A 17,027-nucleotide genomic window follows, 5' to 3' on the forward strand; every position below is an offset into this window, starting at 1 on the left:
GCGTGCCCGGGGCTGTGCGCATACTGGGAGCCGGTGCCATGGGGCGCCTGTGGGCGGGTTATCTGCCCGCCGGCGCCGCGGCTTTTGTGCAACGGCCCCACACGGTCCCACACCCGATCGATTATCAGTTCTGCGACCTTAACGGTCACCACCGCAGGGTAACCGTGGCCGACGCCCGCGATGTTACCGGGACACCGGAAGTATTGCTGGTGATGACCAAGGCCCAGGACACGCAGGCCGCCGTCGCCGCGCACCTGCCCGACCTGCCGCCCGAGGTGCCCGTGGTGCTGTTTCAGAACGGCATGGGGTGCCAGCAGGCCATTGCCAGGCGCTGGCCCGAGCGCCCGGTGTGCGCCGCGTCCACCACCGAAGGGGCTCATCGACCGGACGACCAGCTGACGGTGCATGCCGGCGCGGGGCACACCTGGGTGGGTGCCATGACGCCAACGGCCCATCAGCAACTGTCGCGGGTGATCCGGGTACTGGCGGCGTCCACCCGCCCGGTGGACTGCGAGCCCCAAATCCTGCAGCGTTTATGGAACAAACTGATCATTAACGCCGGCATCAATCCGTTCACCGCGCTACTCGACTGCCCCAATGGCGCCCTGCCCGAGCAGGACTATTACCGCCGCCATATTGACCCCTTGTGTCTGGAGCTGCATTGGCTGATGGAAGCGGAGGGGCTGGCCTCACCCGGCCCGCAGCAGATGCGCGCACAGATTGAAACCATCGCCCGGGCTACCGCCAACAATTCCTCCTCCATGCGCAGCGACGTCGCCCGCAAGCGTCCCACCGAAATTGACTATATCAACGGCTATGTCTGGCGTCGTGGCGAGGAGCTGGGGCTGTCCCTGCCGGTCAACCGCATGTTGACCGAACAAGTCACCGCCCTGTCGGCAACCTGTTAATCCACCACCATCAGAGAACCTGGTTATGGGCAACCGCTTATCCAAGATTTATACCCGCACCGGTGATGACGGCTCGACCGGACTGGCCGACGGCAGCCGGCTGGCCAAAAGCACTTTGCGCATTGAAGCGCTGGGCACCGTCGATGAGGTAAACAGCCACCTGGGAATGTTGCTTGCATTGCTGCCGGCCAACGACCAACTGGCGCCCGTGCTTAAACGAATACAACACCACCTGTTTGATTTGGGAGGCGAATTCGCCATTCCCGGCAGTCAGATGATCACTGCCGCACACATCGATTGGCTGGAGCTGTGTCTGGACACCCACAACGACACCCTGCCACCGCTGAAAAACTTCATTCTCCCCGGGGGCTCCCAGCCCGCAGCCCAGTGCCACCTGGCGCGCGCCGTTTGTCGCCGGGCGGAGCGGGTCGTGGTCGCCCTGGCCAGCGAAGAAACCATCAACCCGGGAGCCCGCCAGTACCTGAACCGGTTATCGGATGTGCTGTTCGTGTTTGCGCGGGTGCTGGCACGCCGGGAAGGCGCCCAAGAGATTCTCTGGGAGCAGAGCGAATCCCGACTGCCGGACTGAATCCGGGCAGGCCAGAACGGCGCTCACAGAATACCCGCGATCACCAGCAGCGCAAAACCACACACCCACACCAGCATACTGCGGTTCAACAAATCGCGCACGGCCTGCAGGCTGCGGCGGCCGAAATCCAGCCATTCATCCGGATGCAAGCTGGCAAATTTGCCGGGGGACAGGGCGTATCCGGTCAACGCGCTGTCAGCACTGTGGACCAGCACTGTCTCGACATTCACCGCCGCTGACAACAGGTGTCGGCGCCCCTGTTTCGACCAGCCTGCCAGGTCGCCGGCCAGGCCGAACGTGAGGACAAGCAGGCGTGCCGGCAGCCAGGAGACCAGGGCGGCCATGCGGGCATATCGGGTGCGCGCCGCCTTGCGCGGCCAGTGATCGCGCAACGCAATCACGCTGCGGGCCAGCAACGCTGCGGCGATGCCACCGATGGCGTACCAGAACACAATCAGGAAATACCGCTCGAACACGTTCACCATAAACCGGCCCGCAAACTTTACATGCACCGACTCGGGGGTGGCCGCAGCACCGCGGGCCTCGGGGGACAGAGAAGCCTTGGCACTGTACCAGGCCCCCTGCATGTCCCCTCTTCGCCAGGCCCGGGTGTAGGCGGCAAACACCTGTTGCCAGCCGGGTGCCCCCAGGGCCAGCACCAACACCGCGAACTCTACCGGATAAGCCGCAGCCCGCCAGCCGGCTGCGGCTAACCCCGCTTCCATCAGCAAGAGCAACGCGGGCGCAACGGCAATCAGCATCAATCCCGGCCAGACCCGCTGACTGTCACCGGCGGGTGTGCGCCGGAACCGGTGGAAGAGCCAACGCCAGAAGCGATCGGCATTCAAACGGTCACGACGATCCAGTTTACGGCGCACCATATAGGCGAGCAGGAAGATCAGTAAGTTCATCCGTGCTGTCCTTTTATCCTGTGATTGAGCTGATGGTGGAAATACCGCCAGTCGAACGCGGCACCCGGGTCGGTTTTCCGGCCCGGCGCTATGTCGCAATGACCGGCTATCCGTTCCGCCGTAACCTCCGGCCAGGCGGCCATGATCAATGCGGCCAGATCCGCCAGGGTCGCGTATTGAGCGGTTTCATAAGGCAGCTCATCGGTGCCCTCAAGCTCGACGCCTATGGAGAAGTCGTTGCACTCGTCCCGCCCGCGGAACTGCGAGCGCCCGGCATGCCAGGCACGATCCAGAAGGCTGACAAACTGGACCACCGTGCCGTCACGGCGTATCAGCGCGTGGGCAGACACGCACAGCTCCGCGATGGAGGCAAAGTAGGGGTGGCCCCCGGGATCGAGCCGGTTGTGGAAAAAGTGTTCGATATAATCACCACCAAACTGCCCCGGCGGCAAGCTGATGTTGTGCACCACCAACAAAGAGATGTCGGCTCCCGCCGGTCTCTCACCGTAGTTGGGGGACGGGCTCCAGCGGGCGCCAGGGATACGGCCGGTTTCACGCAGGGTGCTTACGGCGGTGGCGGTGTTGGCAAATTCAGGCGTCAAAATAAGTTCCGAAAGCTTAAAATCAGCCGATTGAACCACAATCCCCCAGGCGGCGCCAGCGCGGTGCGACGCTGCGACCAGCCACCAGTGCTGTGTTAATCCCCCCGGCTGCTGCGCAGGTTATCGATGATCGACTCCAGCGCCCGATCAAAAATCAGACCATCGTCAAGGACGCTGACTTCATTCATGGCAAGGGCTTGTGCGAGGGAGTCACGGTGATACTCGGCCACCTTGGCGCCGTTCCGGTTCACGAAGATGTACTTGCCGGTTGCCTTGATGAAGGCCACCAGCTTACAGCGGATGCGGGTTTCCCCCACCATCATCTCGACCCATGAACCAACCGGCAATGCGTCCGCCTTGCGCAACCACTCTTCCGCCAGCGGCGGTTGCGAAGCGGCGGTTGCCGGCGTCGCCGGCGGGGCCTCGGTGGGTACCACGGTCATAACCGGAGCGGTGTCAGGGCGCTCTTCCGCGGGCGGTTCAGGGGCCTCGACCGGCTTTGGCGGCGCAACCTGGCCGGCCAGCAACTGAAACACGTCGACGTGCGCCAGTTCCAGATCCCGGATGCTCTTGTCGATCGCAAACGGATCCCAGGAGATGCTGCTCAGGGCGTCCCGAAGCTCATCCACCACCGCCGGGATCATCTGCAACAAACGGCTGCGGGTCTGTTTGTCAACGGGCTGCGGATCCACCGTCCACACCAGACGCCGGGTCAGTTCGGTGGCCTGTTTCCACAGATCGCTGCCCTGCCCCTTCCGCAGGACCACCCACTGCAAGTACTTGCGCCAAGGCTCATCCAGCAAGTTACTGACAGCATCCGGAATCCTGCGCTGGTCGATGATTTCGGCGAGCAACCGGTCTACCGCTGCCCGGGCCTGCTCCTGGAGCGCACGCCCTTCTTCAGCATCCCGCAAACGCTGCTCCACCAACTGGCGCCGGCGGCGATCCAGATCCATAAAGTGGCTGAACTCGTCCAGCACATCGCTGAACAGCGCCGGGTCGTCGGTGTAATCTTCGAGCAATCGCTCAATGACACTCTCAATCTTGACCTTCAGCGGGTCACGCTGACTGGCGCCTTTTTCGCTCCAGCCAATACCCGCCATTGCCAGATCGTTAAGCAGTTTGCGGGCCGGATGGCCGCCACGGTTGAAAAAGCTTTGGTCGGTCAAGGCCACCCTCAGCATCGGCACCTGCAGACGGCTGATGGCGGCTTTCATCAAGGGCGACAACTGTTCATCTTCGAGGATGAAGTCAAACAACATCGACACCAGGTTGATCACATCACGATCGACCTGCTGGAAGCTGTAACGCTGCTCGCCCTGCGCTTCCAGCAACGGCCGTAACTGCTCGTTCAGCGGCACCACCGCAGGCGGGCCGCTGACCGGGGTTTTGCTCATCGCCAGGATGTCGTTTTGAATCCGCCCCAGCTGACTGAGCAGCGAGGCGGTGTCCAGCTGCGCCACTGCACCCTGACCCGCGGGCACTGCAGCAGGGGCACCCTCTTCGTGCAACAACGCCGACAGTTCCGAAAAAGAAACCCCCGCCGGATCATCCGCGATGCGGTCGCCACCCGGTGCTGCGGTTGCGTTTGCCAGCACCGCAGGCCCGAACTGTCGCGCCTGGGGGTTGCGGCTGTCGTTTTCGGGCAGCGGTGGCCGGGACATGTCAGGCAGAACGCCCTCGTCAACCAGCAACCGGTTGGCGTTGACATAGAACGCCTGCAAATTGCTGATCAACAGCTTATCGAACAGTTTGAGGACGATCAGTTTGGCGCGGATGTCGACATCCAGATCCACACAGGATTCTGCCAGCGCGGAACAAATGACTTCCGGGCTCAGCGGCATCTGGCGGGGATGCAGCTCACACCCGGGCACCAAGTGGGACACCCGTACTTCCAGCAGATGGATGGTCTCGGCGTAATGGGCGCGCAGCTTGTTGATCAGGCTGTCGATTGCCACTTTTTGCTCGAGCTCGGAATGCGCCATCAGGGTCAACGACTCCTGGCTGAACGAATCCAGCCCCGACGCCCCGGGTATCGGGTCGAAGCTGCCCAGCTCATTAAAGGCACGGCTGACCCGCTGCAGGATGGCAACCGTCATGTTCTTGCGACGCAGACGTAACTCTCGCATGGCGTCAAAATAGGCAATCTGATCGCTGTTGGTCGCGGCCTTGTCCGCCATACTGAACAGGCTGTCGTCAGCCCGATCAAAAAACTCCGCCAACACGTCACGTAAAGCCTGCCCGGACGCGTCCCGCAAACGCACCAACGCGACGGGCAGCGAAAAGCGATCGACCGTGTTCTTACCGGTAAAGTTGACCACCTTGTTATCTTGCGCCATGAAAAACCTCTATTTAACAATAATTAACAGTGTACCCCCTTGGGCATGCGCAGTCCTGTCACCTTGTGTCAGACTTTGTCACCTTTTGTGTATCTTTGCGGAGCATCACTGACCGACCGCAAACCAGACCGGTAAATCCGTCGCAAACCGCAACAAAATCTGGCCGAGTTTCGACACTCCCCCCGCGCACCGGTCGCAATCCGTTTGGCCTCGCCCCCTGCAGACGATAGAATGCCCCTTGACTCTCCCTGATGATGGACACTCTATTTCATGGTATCTCTTGAACTCCTTCGGCAAACCCGGATCGAAACCGTGGCCCACAGCCTCAGAGAGGACGTAGGCAGCGGTGACATCACCGCCACTCTCATTCCGCCCCACCACACCACCTCCGGCCAGGTGATCACCCGCGATGCCGCCGTAATCGCCGGTCAGGAATGGGTTAACGAAGTATTCAGACAGCTGGATCCGGCGGTCACCCTGGAGTGGCATGTGCAGGATGGCGACCGGGTGGAACCGGGCCAGACATTGTTCAGTTGCCATGGCAACGCGCGCAGCCTGCTCACGGGAGAGCGGGCCGCCTTGAACTGGCTGCAAACCCTGTCCGGTGTGGCCACCACCTGCCACCATTACGCTGCGCTGGTCGCGCATACCCCGGTCCGTTTGCTGGATACCCGCAAAACCCTGCCCGGCCTGCGCCTCGCGCAGAAATACGCGGTTACCTGCGGAGGTTGTGACAACCACCGCATTGGGTTGTGGGACGCTTTCCTCATCAAAGAGAACCACATTGCCACCTGCGGCTCGATTGCCCAGGCCATCAGCTCCGCACGGGAACTCTTCCCCGGTCGCCCGGTGGAAGTTGAAACCGAAAACATGGAAGAGCTCGAGCAGGCCCTCGCTTCCGGTGCTGATATCATCATGCTGGATGAATTTTCGTTGCCGGATATGCGGCACGCCGTTGCCTTGGCAAAAGGAACCTCTAAACTGGAAGCTTCCGGCGGCATCAATGAAACCACGCTTGTGCAGGTCGCGGAAACGGGTGTCGACTATATTTCCATCGGTGCGCTGACCAAGGACCTCAAGGCCGTGGATTTATCAATGCGACTGGCCCCGTTTGGAGGTTAGCCGGACAAACAACGACAGCAGGCGAATGATGGACAGTTCGCCTGACGCATGAATGTAGCAAGGATACGCATGAAGCCACGCACGTTGGTCACCCACACTGCTCGTTGGCGGGATCATTGTTCCGACGCACTGATATTTGCCGCTCTTGGCTTCATCAGTGCGTTTTTTCCTGCCCAAGCCGACCCCCATCCTGCCGCCTGGCTGCCATTGGGTTACGCCATACACCTGCTGTTCAAGCGCGGCCCGCGGGCAATTCCGAGTGTCATCGCCGGCTCCGTACTGGCCGCCCTGGCACTCAGCACGCGATCCGCAGCCGAAGCCAGTTCGATTACCCTTGCCTTTCATGTGGCTGCGACCGTGTCCGCCGCACTGCTGACCTGGTGGGGGTTTACCCGGGTCTACCCGGGACAGTCACCGTTTGACAGATACACCGCCTACCTCTGGCTGGTCGGCACCCTCACCATGGCATGCTTTGTCGCCGCCCTGGGCCTGTCCGTCGATACCAGCGGGCTCAACAGTGCGTTATTGCTGCAAAACTGGAGCATTGGCTTTCTGGGTTCCATCACCCTGCTGCCGGCGCTGATGACCCTGCGCAAGCGCGTCTTCCTGCAGGATTGCCGGCAGCGTGGCGGCGAACTTACGATCTGGTCCGCCTGTCTGCTTTTCATGGCCGTGCTGCTCTGGCACGACCCGCTGCAAACCATCTTCCTGCTTCTTCCCCTGATGATCTGGGCCGCCACCCGCTTCGGGTTTGCCACCGCCCTGGGGGCCATCGGGGCCGCGGGGCTGACAGGACTGGCGACGGCGCTGCAGGGGCTGCCCGCCGGGACGAATGCAACCGATCACCTGCTCATTCAAGCCCTGATTGCGGTGATGCTCATCTCGGCTTACTACGTGAGAGTCCTCCTCCGGGATCGGGAGGACATCGAGAACCAGCTTGAAGAGCTTGTCGCTTTGCGCACCCGCGACCTGCAGCATGCCAACGACGAACTCCGGGACGAGGTGCTGGTCCGACTGAAAACGGAAAAATCCCTGAGCCTGTCCTCGCGCCGTTACCAGGAGCTGTTTGAAGCGGCCAGCAGCCCCTTTGTGGTCATCGACCCCAATTTTTACATCCACCAATGGAACGGTGCCGCAGAAGCCCTGTTCGGCCACAGCCGTGATGAGGCCATTGGCCTCAACTTCGTCGAAGCCTTCCTGCCCGCCGAGCAGCGGGATGAACTGAGCTGGAAAGTCGTCAAACTGCTCAACAGCGGGCTGCAACAGGACAGCATCGAAACCGAGGTGCGGGGGTCCGACCACAGCTGTCACCACATTCTGTGGAATTTGACCCGCATGAGCAGCGACGACCCGGAGCAGGCACGCCTCATCATGGTGGGTCAGGACATCAGCGAAATCCGTCGCAACCAGAGCCAGTTGCACTACCTGGCGCACTTCGATGTGCTCACCAATACCGCCAACCGGCGCCTGTTCGAAGACCGCTGTAAACAGGCAATCACCAGTGCGTTGCGCCACGGCTATTATTGCGCACTGATCTGCCTCGACGTGGACCATTTCAAGCGCATCAACGACACCCTGGGCCATGACGCCGGCGACCAGTTGTTGCAAACCATTGCCTCCCGCTTGCAGGACTGCGTGCGCGAGGAGGATACCGTAGCGCGCCTGGGAGGCGACGAATTTGCGGTATTGCTGACCCAGGTGAGCGGGGCCGAAGGCGCGGAAAAAGTGGCCCGCAGCATTCTGCATGCACTGGGCCAACCGCTGGAGCTTGTTGGGGGCGATCTGGTGGTCACCTCCAGCATCGGCATTACCCTGGCGCCGGAAGATGGGCGCACCTATGAGCAATTGCTTAAAAATGCCGATATGGCCATGTACCGCGCCAAAAGTTCGGGCCGCAACACTTTGCAGTTCTTCAGTGAGGACATGAACAGCGAAATGCAGCGCCAGACCACCCTTGAACGGGAATTGCGCGAAGGCATTGCCCTGGGTCAACTGGATCTGTATTACCAGCCACTGGTGTCCGCCGCAACCGGCAGCGTCAGGGATATGGAAGCGCTGTTACGCTGGCATCACCCGCAAAATGGCGTGTTGACGCCCGCGGACTTTCTGGATGTGGCCGAGCATACCGGTCAACTGCAGGCGCTCGCCGAGTGGGTCTGCTTCAACGCCTGCCTGCAGGCCCGCGCCATGCAGGCCATGAGCGGCCACAGCATCAGCGTGCGCATTAACTTATCCTCCCGCCAGTACTACAACCCCAAACTGGTTGGGCAACTTAAGCGCGCCCTGAAAGAAACACGGCTGGATCCTGCGCTGCTGCTGATTGAAATTGATGAGGGAACTCTCGGGGCGCCGGGGGCGGAGGCGAAGAACACGCTGGCGGAGCTCAAGGCACTGGGGGTCAAACTGGTGCTGGACAAATTTGGCAGTGGTCTGGTGTCTCTGTGGCATTTGCGGGAGCTGCCCTTCGACCAGGTCAAAATTGACCAGAAGTTACTGCAACTCGCTGCCGTTGATGAGAGTGCTGCCACCATGGTGCATACGCTGATCAATCTCGCGCAGCAGCTGGCGTTGACGGTTTCAGCCACCGGTATTGAAACTGCAGCGCAAGAGGAGTTCATGCGGGCGGCGGGCTGCCACCTGCTGCAAGGCCATCGGTTCAGCCCCGCCATTGCCAGCACCCAGCTCGCGGATTTGTTTGATCGTCTCGCCGAAGGTTACCCGCTGGTAGCGGAACACTCCGACGCGCTCTGAGGGAAGTAAACCTGGGTTATCAGGACGCGGTGGATAGCAGTTCGTCCATAATTTTAAGCTCCCGCACCAGCGTCCGGCCCAGCTGCTCCCGGCCGCGAAAATACTCTTCGGCCATGGGCGCAATCCCCGAAACCTGCGGGAACGGCAGATCCTCTTCCAATAACTCCTTCATGCGCTCCAAGAATACAAACTGCAACCATTCAACAAAGGTCAGCGTATCTATCGCAAAGGGTTGTGCGCTTTGAAGCGCCTCCGGCGCCGGAGCCTCTGCCGACCACATCCCCAGACGGCGCAGTTCCATCTCAATGGCCAACAGACTGTCGGCAACCTGGTTTACTTGCGCTCTGTTCATCCCGTCTCCCGGTGTTACCAGCCCATCACGGACTTGACGAAGGGTATGGTTAGTTTGCGCTGCGCCCGCAGCGAGTTTTCATCGAGCCGGTCAAGAATCGCCAGCAAGTCCGCGAGTTTTCGTGGCGCCCGCCGCAAGATGTAGGCCGCTACCTCATCCACCATCACCAGCCCGCGTTTTTCGGCCCGGGCCCGCAGGATGGTCAGGCGATCCGCATCTCGGTAGATGCCAAGCTGTATCACCAGCCCATGCTGCAAACGGGACACCAGGTCCTGCAACCCGAATGGCAACGCCCCCGGCGTATCCAACATACTGATAAACAGACGGTGGCCGCAATCCGTCAGACGGTTATACAGGTGAAAAACCGCTTCTTCCCACTCGGTGTTGCCGGCGATCAAATCCAGATCATCCAGCCCCACCAGGGCATGCTGCTCAAGTCCCGTCAACGCGTCCGGGCCCAGGGGCATGAGCTCTTCCAGACTGACACACACCGCACTGCCCCCCTGCCGGTCCAGCTGGTGACAGGCGGCCTGCAGCAAATGGCTCTTGCCCGTGTCGGTATCGCCACACAATATCACTACGGGAGCCTGGGCGCCTTCGCCGCAGAGCCGGGCGAGTTTCTGTGCCGCCGCCGCATTGCGATCTCCGTGGAAATTGTCGAATCGGGCATCATCCCGGAGTTTTACGCCCAGAGTCAGTTGTGGTCCGCTCAACGTCGCTCGGCCTCCGTGCCCCGGCCCATCAGGGGTGCGTGCCTGTATTGATACCACCGGGCTTGCTGTTTCAACCGGATTACTCCCCAGCACCCTGTTGCAGGATGGTGCCAGCCTGCCAGCGGTAGTACATATCCGGATACAGGGATTCAAATGAACCGTTCTCACTGTCCGGAGCGGGGGCCGGGTAACTGAATTCTGCCGTGGCCGCTGGGTCTTCGACGGCTGCCTGCCCGGCATTCTGCACCCCCGTGTTTTCCGCGCCGGTTATCTCCGTCACACTCTCACCCCCGGCCGGCCCGGCGACCGTGGAGGGTTGCGGTTGGCTCATCATCACCCGGGGTGCCGGCATTGGCACAAATCGCTGATCCAACGCGATGTATTCCTTCAGCTGACTCAACTCACCGGTAAAATCGACCCGGACGATCGCCCGGTCGGGATTCACCTTCACCGCGCCGGCCCGCACCACCGGGGTCATGTTACCCAGCGAGGCGTGCAGTTCGGCGTAGTCAGCCTGATTCCGCACCCCCTCAATCACCAGATCGACCTGCGCTGAATCACTGACATCACCGGCGGCGACCGCATATTTTGCCCCCAGCATATCCGCCCAGACATCCACCACACGGTTGGCGACTTCTCCGGGATTTGCGCCCCGCACCGAACTTTCCACCTCTGCCACGCCACGTCCCTCCACCAGCCAGGAGGCCCGCCATCCGCTGCCGTCCCGATTGATGCGCACCGTGGCCAGTAAATCATGCCCCCACTCGGCGGACGCGTCCCGGATACTGCCCATGAACTGACCCCACACTTCCGACAACAGCTGGCGGTCGTCCGCCAGTCGGGCCGGTGGCAGGAGGATCGGTAATCCGCGGCGGGCAGCCGCGTTGGTAAAGGCTTGCTGCCACGCGTCCCCGGCGGCTGCAGCGCCGCCCTTCGGGTTGACAAGCAACTGCCGGCCCCGATTATCCTGCACGGCCACCCAAGCCAGGGTCAGTGGTCTATTGGCGCCCCACACCGGAGCCCCCACAGAGGCCAGCGCCCGATTGACGCCCACGGCCCCAAAGGTCATCCGTAACCGGTCGCCCTCGCCATCGTCAGCCCGCAGGAACTGATAGGCCTGCAGCAGCGTATCCGCTTCTTGCAGCAAGGCCCGGACCTCGGCTTGCCGCAGCACCTCACTGCTTCCCGACACTCGCAGAAACACCTGACTCAAACCTTCCGCGTAACCGGCCTGTAACTGATCCGGTTGGGAGCCGCTCACCGGCACCTCGACCGTGTAAAGACCATCCACGATCACCGCCGCCACCGGCAGTGAAACCCCCAGCAGGGGTATAATCAACCAGAGTAAGCGCAACAGCATCGCCCGCGAAAACGGCTTAGTCATTGGAATGGCTGGATTAATCGAGCAATTGGATTGTGGCATGAAGCACCCTGCAATTCGCGTGAATGCCGCATAGGATACACCAAGGCCGTATTACTGAGTAGCGATCCGGCCAATTGCATTTGGAGCCCTCTCTCGCACCTGCTAAAATCCCGCCCTCCCTCTCATTGGCCAAAACGGTTACCCTGAATCATGAGCGAACAAAAGCCCTCTCTTACTTACCGCGATGCCGGCGTGGATATTGACGCCGGTAACGAACTCGTCGACCGCATCAAGGCAACAGCGGCCCGCACCAAACGTCCGGAAGTGCTTGGTGGCCTCGGTGGATTCGGTGCAACCGTCGCCATTCCGTCCGGCTACCGCGAGCCGGTGCTGGTATCCGGTACCGATGGCGTGGGCACCAAATTGCGCCTCGCCATGCAACTCAACAGGCACGACACCATCGGTATCGACCTGGTAGCCATGTGCGTCAATGACCTGGTGGTGGGTGGCGCGGAGCCCCTGTTTTTCCTTGACTATTACGCCACCGGTAAACTCAATGTCGATGTAGCGGCGGACGTGGTCGCCGGCATCGGCACCGGCTGCGAGCTGGCGGGCTGCGCCCTGGTGGGCGGTGAAACCGCCGAAATGCCCGGTATGTATGAAGGCGACGACTACGATCTCGCCGGTTTTTGCGTTGGCGTGGCCGAACGCAGCGAGATCATCGACGGCATGGGTGTACAGGACGGCGATGTGCTGATCGCACTGGGATCCTCCGGCCCGCACTCAAACGGTTACTCGCTGGTGCGCAAGATAATAGAGGTCAGCAACGCCGATCTGGACCAGCCAATCGGAGACGACACCCTCGGCAACGCGCTGATGGAACCCACCCGCATCTACGTCAAAAACCTGCTGAATCTTATCCGCCAGGTGGACGTGCGGGCCATGTCCCACATCACCGGCGGCGGGCTGCCCGAGAACATCCCGCGGGTTTTGCCGGAAGGCAGTTGTGCGGTCATTGACACCGACAGCTGGTCGCTGCCACCGGTGTTTCAGTGGCTGCAGGACAACGGCGGCGTTGCCGATGACGAAATGTACCGGACCTTCAACTGCGGTGTGGGCATGGTGGTGTGCGTCGCGGAGGCGCAACGGGAACTTGCACTCGACATACTTGCCTCTATGGGCGAGAACGCCTGGCAAATCGGTGTAATCGAGCGGCCAGCGGGCAAAACCGGTAAACCCTGTGTGCGCTACTCCCCCGGGTTCCTGTCCGTATGATTGCACCTGACATGACCGAGCCAAGAATCGTCGTTCTGGTGTCCGGCGCCGGTACCAACTTACAGGCCCTCATCGACGCTGCCCGGGACCCGGCCTTTCCGGGCAAGATCGTGGCCGTTGGCTCCAACCGGCCCGACGCGTTTGCGCTGGAGCGCGCGCGCCAGGCGGGCATCGAGACCTTCACGGTGGATCACCAGGCCCACGACTCCCGCGACGCCTTCGACACGGTACTGAAAGCCCACATCGAGCGCTACAGCCCTGACGCACTGGTGCTGGCGGGTTTCATGCGCATCCTGACCCCCGCATTTGTCCGTGCCTTTCACGGCATCACCCTCAATGTTCACCCCTCTCTGCTGCCCAAATACACCGGCCTCAACACCCACCAACGGGTGCTTGAAGCGGGTGACCGCCTGCACGGGGTGTCCATTCACTTTGTAACCGAAGATCTGGACGGCGGTCCGGTGGTCGCCCAGGCTGAAGTGGCGGTCACCGCTGACGACACCGCCGACAGCCTTGCCGACAAGGTGCAGCAAAAAGAGCACTTGCTCTACCCCATCGTCTTGCGCTGGTTTTGCGAAGGACGCCTGAAAATGGTGGGCGACACCGTCAGCTTCGACGGCGTGCCTCTCGCTGACCCAATGCGCCTGAGCGCTGGCGACTGAAGTTCCGGACCGGCCGCAATCCGGCCGGTCCGGCGACTAAGGATTTACGGACGACCTGACGGTTTTGTCATCCTCCGCGCTGTATACTCCGCCACCCGCAGGCTAAACTGGCGCTCACTGTATCTTTTCGAATCGGATCGAGAGCGTGTGTCATGGCTGTGTACCGGGTATTCCGTCTCCTATTAATGCTGTTGCTCGCAGCGGCCTGCAGCGGCGCGCACGCGGCTGCAGTTCCCGAGACGGCCGCTCCGCCGGCTGAAGAATTGCCGCTCGAGCCATTTTCCGCCACCTATCGCGCCACCATCGACAAGGGCGTCTCCCTCGACGGCAGCGCGACCATACGCCTGTCCCCTCAGGAAAACGGCGTCTGGCAATACCAGTTCAAGGTCAACTCGTTTATTGCCGACCTGAACGAATCTCTGCTGTTCAACTGGCGGGACAATCAGGTGATTCCTCTCCGCTACCGTTACAAACTGTCGGGCATGCTGATCCGCAACCGCCAAAACGCGCTGGATTTTGACTGGCGCAACCATCAGGCCACCGGCAGCATCAAAGGTCGGAAGGTCTCCCTGCCACTGGAATCCGGCCTGCTTGACCCATTGGGCTACCAGGTGCAGATGAGTCAGGATATCCGCGCCGGTAAAACCGATGTCAGTTACAAGGTGGCAAACCACAAAGGCTACGATACTGACCGGTTTATGGTGCTCGGGGAAGAAACCATCAGTACCAGTTTGGGGGACTTGCATACCATCAAAGTTGAGAAAGTACGCGGGGAAGGCAGTAAGCGCGAGACCCTGATGTGGTTCGCGCCGGATTTAAACTACTTGCTCGTGCGTCTGAATCAGCAGGAGCCGGACGGCACCCGCTACGCCATTCATATCGACACCGCCGATATCAACCGGTAGCGGCGGCTGCGGCCCACACCGCCTTGACTTCCTCGGCAATAATCGCCAACCCTTTGGCCACCTGAGCGTCGTCCTGGGAGTAAGTGACACGCAGGCATTCGTGACGGTGGCGCCAGTCGTCGTCGGGCAGGCCGGGGAAGAAGTAGTGTCCGGACACCACCAGCACGCCCCTCGCCTTGAGCCGCTGATACAGCTCAAAACTGGAGATCGGCAGATCCGGAAACCACAGCCACAGGAACATGGCACCCTCGGGCTTGTGAATGTACCAGCGACACCCGTCACCCATCGCCTCGGTAAAAGCGGCCACCGCGCGCTGCATTTTTCGCTGGTAAAACGGACACACAATTTCGCGGCTGATGGACAGAATCTCGCCACTGCGCACCAGAGGTTCCGCCAGCATGGCTCCGAAACTACCGGTGGCCAGATTCATGATGGCATTGACCCCGGACAAGGCCGCAATGACTGGCTCCGCGGCAATCACAATACCGGTCCTGACCGCTGGCAGACCCAGTTTGGACAGACTCAGACACAAAATGATCTGCTCGTTCCAGTGGGGTTCTGCGTCGGTAAACAACAGGCTCGGAAAGGGTGTCCCGTAAGCCCCGTCGACAATCAGAGGGACATCGTACGCCCGCGCCATCTCTTCCAGCTGGGCGAGTTCGTCATCAGTAATCACGTTACCGGTGGGGTTGGTGGGCCGGGAAACGCATATGGCCCCGGTTTCCGCAGTCACTTCAACCGCATCAAAATCGACCCGGTATTTGAATTCGTGGGCATCGGTGAAGGTGATCTCCGGGCGCACCGCCTTGAACAACTCCGGAGCGATCCCGGCATCGGCGTAACCAATATACTCAGGCGCCAACGGCAGCAGTATATGCTTGTGGATGCCGTCGCCGTAGTCACCGCCGAACATGTTGAACAACATGAAAAACGCAGCCTGACTGCCATTGGTCAGCGCAATGTTCTCCGGTTTCAGCCCCCAGCCATACTCCCGGTTCAGCAGGTCCGCCAGGGCCGCTATGAACTGCTTTTCGCCTTGGGGAGGATCGTAGATCCCTACCAGACGGCGGATCGCTGCCGGATCCCGACTGATGCCTTCCAGGATTTCGGTGATTCTGTCCTGCACTTCAGGGATGTGTCCGGGATTGCCCCCGCCCATCATGATCATCTCGTCACCGGAGGCCAGCGCATTGCCGAGATCTTCCATCAGCGACGTAATGCCCGCTCCCGACGTGAGTTTGTTACCAAATGCAGACAGCTTCATCGTTTCCTACCGAAAAATTGAGTATGTAAGACCTGAATATCAGTTGGCCGGTACGCGCCGGGCCTCACTCCTGCAGCGAAATACCCAGATTGCTGACCCCCTTGTTGGCCGCGCCTTCGCGCACCTCGGTGACAAACACTTCCAGGGGGGTGCGCTGGCGTTTCAGTGCCAGCACCAGTTCGCGCTGAAAAACCTTTTCATCTTTCATGAGGGGGTGTTGATCCAGCAGACGCACAAACTCGCTCTCGCCCAGCCCTTCGCCTTCGGAAAACTCCACAAACCCCATCACCGTTTCTCTGGCCAGCTGGGACGCGTCCGTTGCCCGGTGCTTGACCGGGTTCACCCGGTTCAGCAGCGCCTGCTCGAACAGCTGGCAGAAGGCAAAGGCCGGGTAGACCCCGTAGGCTTCGTAGGCATCCACATCCGGCGCCATGCCTTCCAGGCGGGCCAGCAGCTGTGGCGCCTGCGCCTCGGGGGTTTCGTGCTGGACCAGCTCCCAGGCCGCGTCCAGCAAACGCCGCATCTTGGCGCCGGTTTTCAGCCCCATGGCCGTGGCAAACAGGGCATAGTTCGGAAACCCGCGTTCGGCAAGGGCGAGCAAAAACACATACTCGCGCCAGCCCTGAAGCTGCTCGACCGCTTTGAGAAACTGATTAGCGTTCACGGGATTCTCCTGCCCTGATAATCACCCGGGATGCTGTCATCATGCTTTGGGCAAGGTGACGCCGGTCTGGCCCAGATACTTGCCACCGCGGTCTTTGTAACTTACTTCGCACGCTTCATCGGATTCGAAGAACAACATCTGTGCGACGCCCTCATTGGCGTATATTTTTGCCGGCAGGTTGGTGGTGTTGGAGAACTCCAGGGTTACATGCCCTTCCCACTCCGGCTCCAGCGGGGTGACGTTGACGATGATGCCGCACCGGGCGTAGGTGGACTTGCCCAGACAGATGGTCAGCACGTTACGGGGGATGCGGAAATATTCCACGGTGCGTGCCAGCGCAAACGAGTTGGGGGGAATGATACAGACGTCACTGTTGACATCCACCAGGCTGCTTTCATCAAAATTCTTGGGATCGACCGTGGCGGAGTGCACATTGGTGAAGATCTTGAATTCGTTGCTGCAGCGCACATCGTAGCCGTAACTGGATGTTCCGTATGATATCACGCGGCCTTTTGCAGATTCGCGCACCTGCCCGGGCTCGTAGGGCTCTATCATGCGGTGCTGCTCGGCCATACGGCGAATCCACTTATCGGGTTTTATGCTCATC

Annotated in this window: 16 protein-coding genes; 7 read left to right on the plus strand and 9 right to left on the minus strand. The window is 60.9% G+C overall.

Annotation, left to right across the window (positions count from 1 at the left end):
* Positions 1–2 precede the first annotated feature (2 nt).
* Positions 3–908, plus strand: coding sequence for a ketopantoate reductase family protein (locus BG841_RS16045; RefSeq protein WP_228141688.1), 906 nt, complete (start codon positions 3–5; stop codon positions 906–908).
* 25 nt (positions 909–933) lie between these two features.
* On the plus strand, positions 934–1,497 hold the full coding sequence (locus BG841_RS16050) for a cob(I)yrinic acid a,c-diamide adenosyltransferase (protein WP_070058560.1): 564 nt from the start codon (positions 934–936) through the stop codon (positions 1,495–1,497).
* A gap of 23 nt (positions 1,498–1,520) precedes the next feature.
* Here BG841_RS16050 and BG841_RS16055 read toward each other — a convergent pair whose 3' ends face one another.
* From BG841_RS16055 to BG841_RS16065, 3 genes are all read right to left on the minus strand, one after another.
* Positions 1,521–2,408 carry a histidine kinase gene (locus BG841_RS16055; RefSeq protein ID WP_070058561.1) on the minus strand — a complete coding sequence of 296 codons (888 nt, stop codon included), beginning with the start codon at positions 2,406–2,408 and terminating at the stop codon, positions 1,521–1,523.
* Positions 2,405–3,010, minus strand: coding sequence for a 1,6-anhydro-N-acetylmuramyl-L-alanine amidase AmpD (ampD, locus tag BG841_RS16060; RefSeq protein WP_416202621.1), 606 nt, complete (start codon positions 3,008–3,010; stop codon positions 2,405–2,407). Before ampD ends, BG841_RS16055 begins: the two co-directional genes overlap by 4 nt.
* Before the next feature lie 95 nt (positions 3,011–3,105).
* Positions 3,106–5,349: a DUF1631 domain-containing protein gene (locus tag BG841_RS16065; protein WP_070058562.1), complete on the minus strand. Its 2,244-nt coding sequence runs from the start codon at positions 5,347–5,349 to the stop codon at positions 3,106–3,108.
* Between the two features lie 270 nt (positions 5,350–5,619).
* Between BG841_RS16065 and nadC the strand changes: the two genes are divergently transcribed.
* Positions 5,620–6,471 (plus strand): carboxylating nicotinate-nucleotide diphosphorylase, encoded by an 852-nt coding sequence (nadC, locus tag BG841_RS16070; RefSeq protein WP_070058563.1) that lies wholly within the window; start codon positions 5,620–5,622, stop codon positions 6,469–6,471.
* 69 nt (positions 6,472–6,540) lie between these two features.
* The gene (locus BG841_RS16075) at positions 6,541–9,222 is read left to right on the plus strand and encodes an EAL domain-containing protein (RefSeq protein ID WP_070058564.1); all 2,682 of its coding nucleotides are present in this window, start codon (positions 6,541–6,543) and stop codon (positions 9,220–9,222) included.
* Between the two features lie 19 nt (positions 9,223–9,241).
* Here BG841_RS16075 and BG841_RS16080 read toward each other — a convergent pair whose 3' ends face one another.
* The 3 genes from BG841_RS16080 to BG841_RS16090 form a co-directional block, all read right to left on the minus strand.
* Complete coding sequence (locus tag BG841_RS16080; RefSeq protein WP_070058565.1) at positions 9,242–9,574, minus strand: YqcC family protein; 333 nt, start codon at positions 9,572–9,574, stop codon at positions 9,242–9,244.
* A gap of 14 nt (positions 9,575–9,588) precedes the next feature.
* On the minus strand, positions 9,589–10,287 hold the full coding sequence (hda, locus tag BG841_RS16085; protein ID WP_070058566.1) for a DnaA regulatory inactivator Hda: 699 nt from the start codon (positions 10,285–10,287) through the stop codon (positions 9,589–9,591).
* A gap of 79 nt (positions 10,288–10,366) precedes the next feature.
* On the minus strand, positions 10,367–11,671 hold the full coding sequence (locus tag BG841_RS16090; RefSeq protein WP_070058567.1) for a DUF2066 domain-containing protein: 1,305 nt from the start codon (positions 11,669–11,671) through the stop codon (positions 10,367–10,369).
* Between the two features lie 189 nt (positions 11,672–11,860).
* Here BG841_RS16090 and purM point away from each other — a divergent pair, with 189 nt between their 5' ends.
* The 3 genes from purM (at position 11,861) to BG841_RS16105 (ending at position 14,492) form a co-directional block, all read left to right on the plus strand.
* Positions 11,861–12,925, plus strand: a complete 1,065-nt coding sequence (gene purM, locus BG841_RS16095) for a phosphoribosylformylglycinamidine cyclo-ligase (RefSeq protein WP_070058568.1) — start codon at positions 11,861–11,863, stop codon at positions 12,923–12,925.
* Positions 12,922–13,587 carry a phosphoribosylglycinamide formyltransferase gene (purN, locus tag BG841_RS16100; RefSeq protein ID WP_070058569.1) on the plus strand — a complete coding sequence of 222 codons (666 nt, stop codon included), beginning with the start codon at positions 12,922–12,924 and terminating at the stop codon, positions 13,585–13,587. Before purM ends, purN begins: the two co-directional genes overlap by 4 nt.
* A 152-nt stretch (positions 13,588–13,739) precedes the next feature.
* The gene (locus BG841_RS16105) at positions 13,740–14,492 is read left to right on the plus strand and encodes a DUF3108 domain-containing protein (protein ID WP_070058570.1); all 753 of its coding nucleotides are present in this window, start codon (positions 13,740–13,742) and stop codon (positions 14,490–14,492) included.
* On the opposite strand, the gene BG841_RS16110 is transcribed toward BG841_RS16105, so the two are convergent.
* The 3 genes from BG841_RS16110 to dcd all read right to left on the minus strand — a co-directional run bounded on the left by BG841_RS16110 (position 14,482) and on the right by dcd (position 17,026).
* Complete coding sequence (locus BG841_RS16110; RefSeq protein WP_070058571.1) at positions 14,482–15,756, minus strand: valine--pyruvate transaminase; 1,275 nt, start codon at positions 15,754–15,756, stop codon at positions 14,482–14,484. The two genes, BG841_RS16105 and BG841_RS16110, sit on opposite strands and share 11 nt — an antisense overlap.
* A gap of 64 nt (positions 15,757–15,820) precedes the next feature.
* Entirely contained in the window at positions 15,821–16,420 is a 600-nt protein-coding gene (locus BG841_RS16115; protein WP_070058572.1) for a YjaG family protein, read from the minus strand.
* 39 nt (positions 16,421–16,459) lie between these two features.
* On the minus strand, positions 16,460–17,026 hold the full coding sequence (gene dcd / locus BG841_RS16120; RefSeq protein ID WP_070058573.1) for a dCTP deaminase: 567 nt from the start codon (positions 17,024–17,026) through the stop codon (positions 16,460–16,462).
* Position 17,027: the final 1 nt, after the last annotated feature.

This window comes from Marinobacter sp. X15-166B (genome assembly GCF_001752365.1).
Classification (GTDB): domain Bacteria; phylum Pseudomonadota; class Gammaproteobacteria; order Pseudomonadales; family Oleiphilaceae; genus Marinobacter.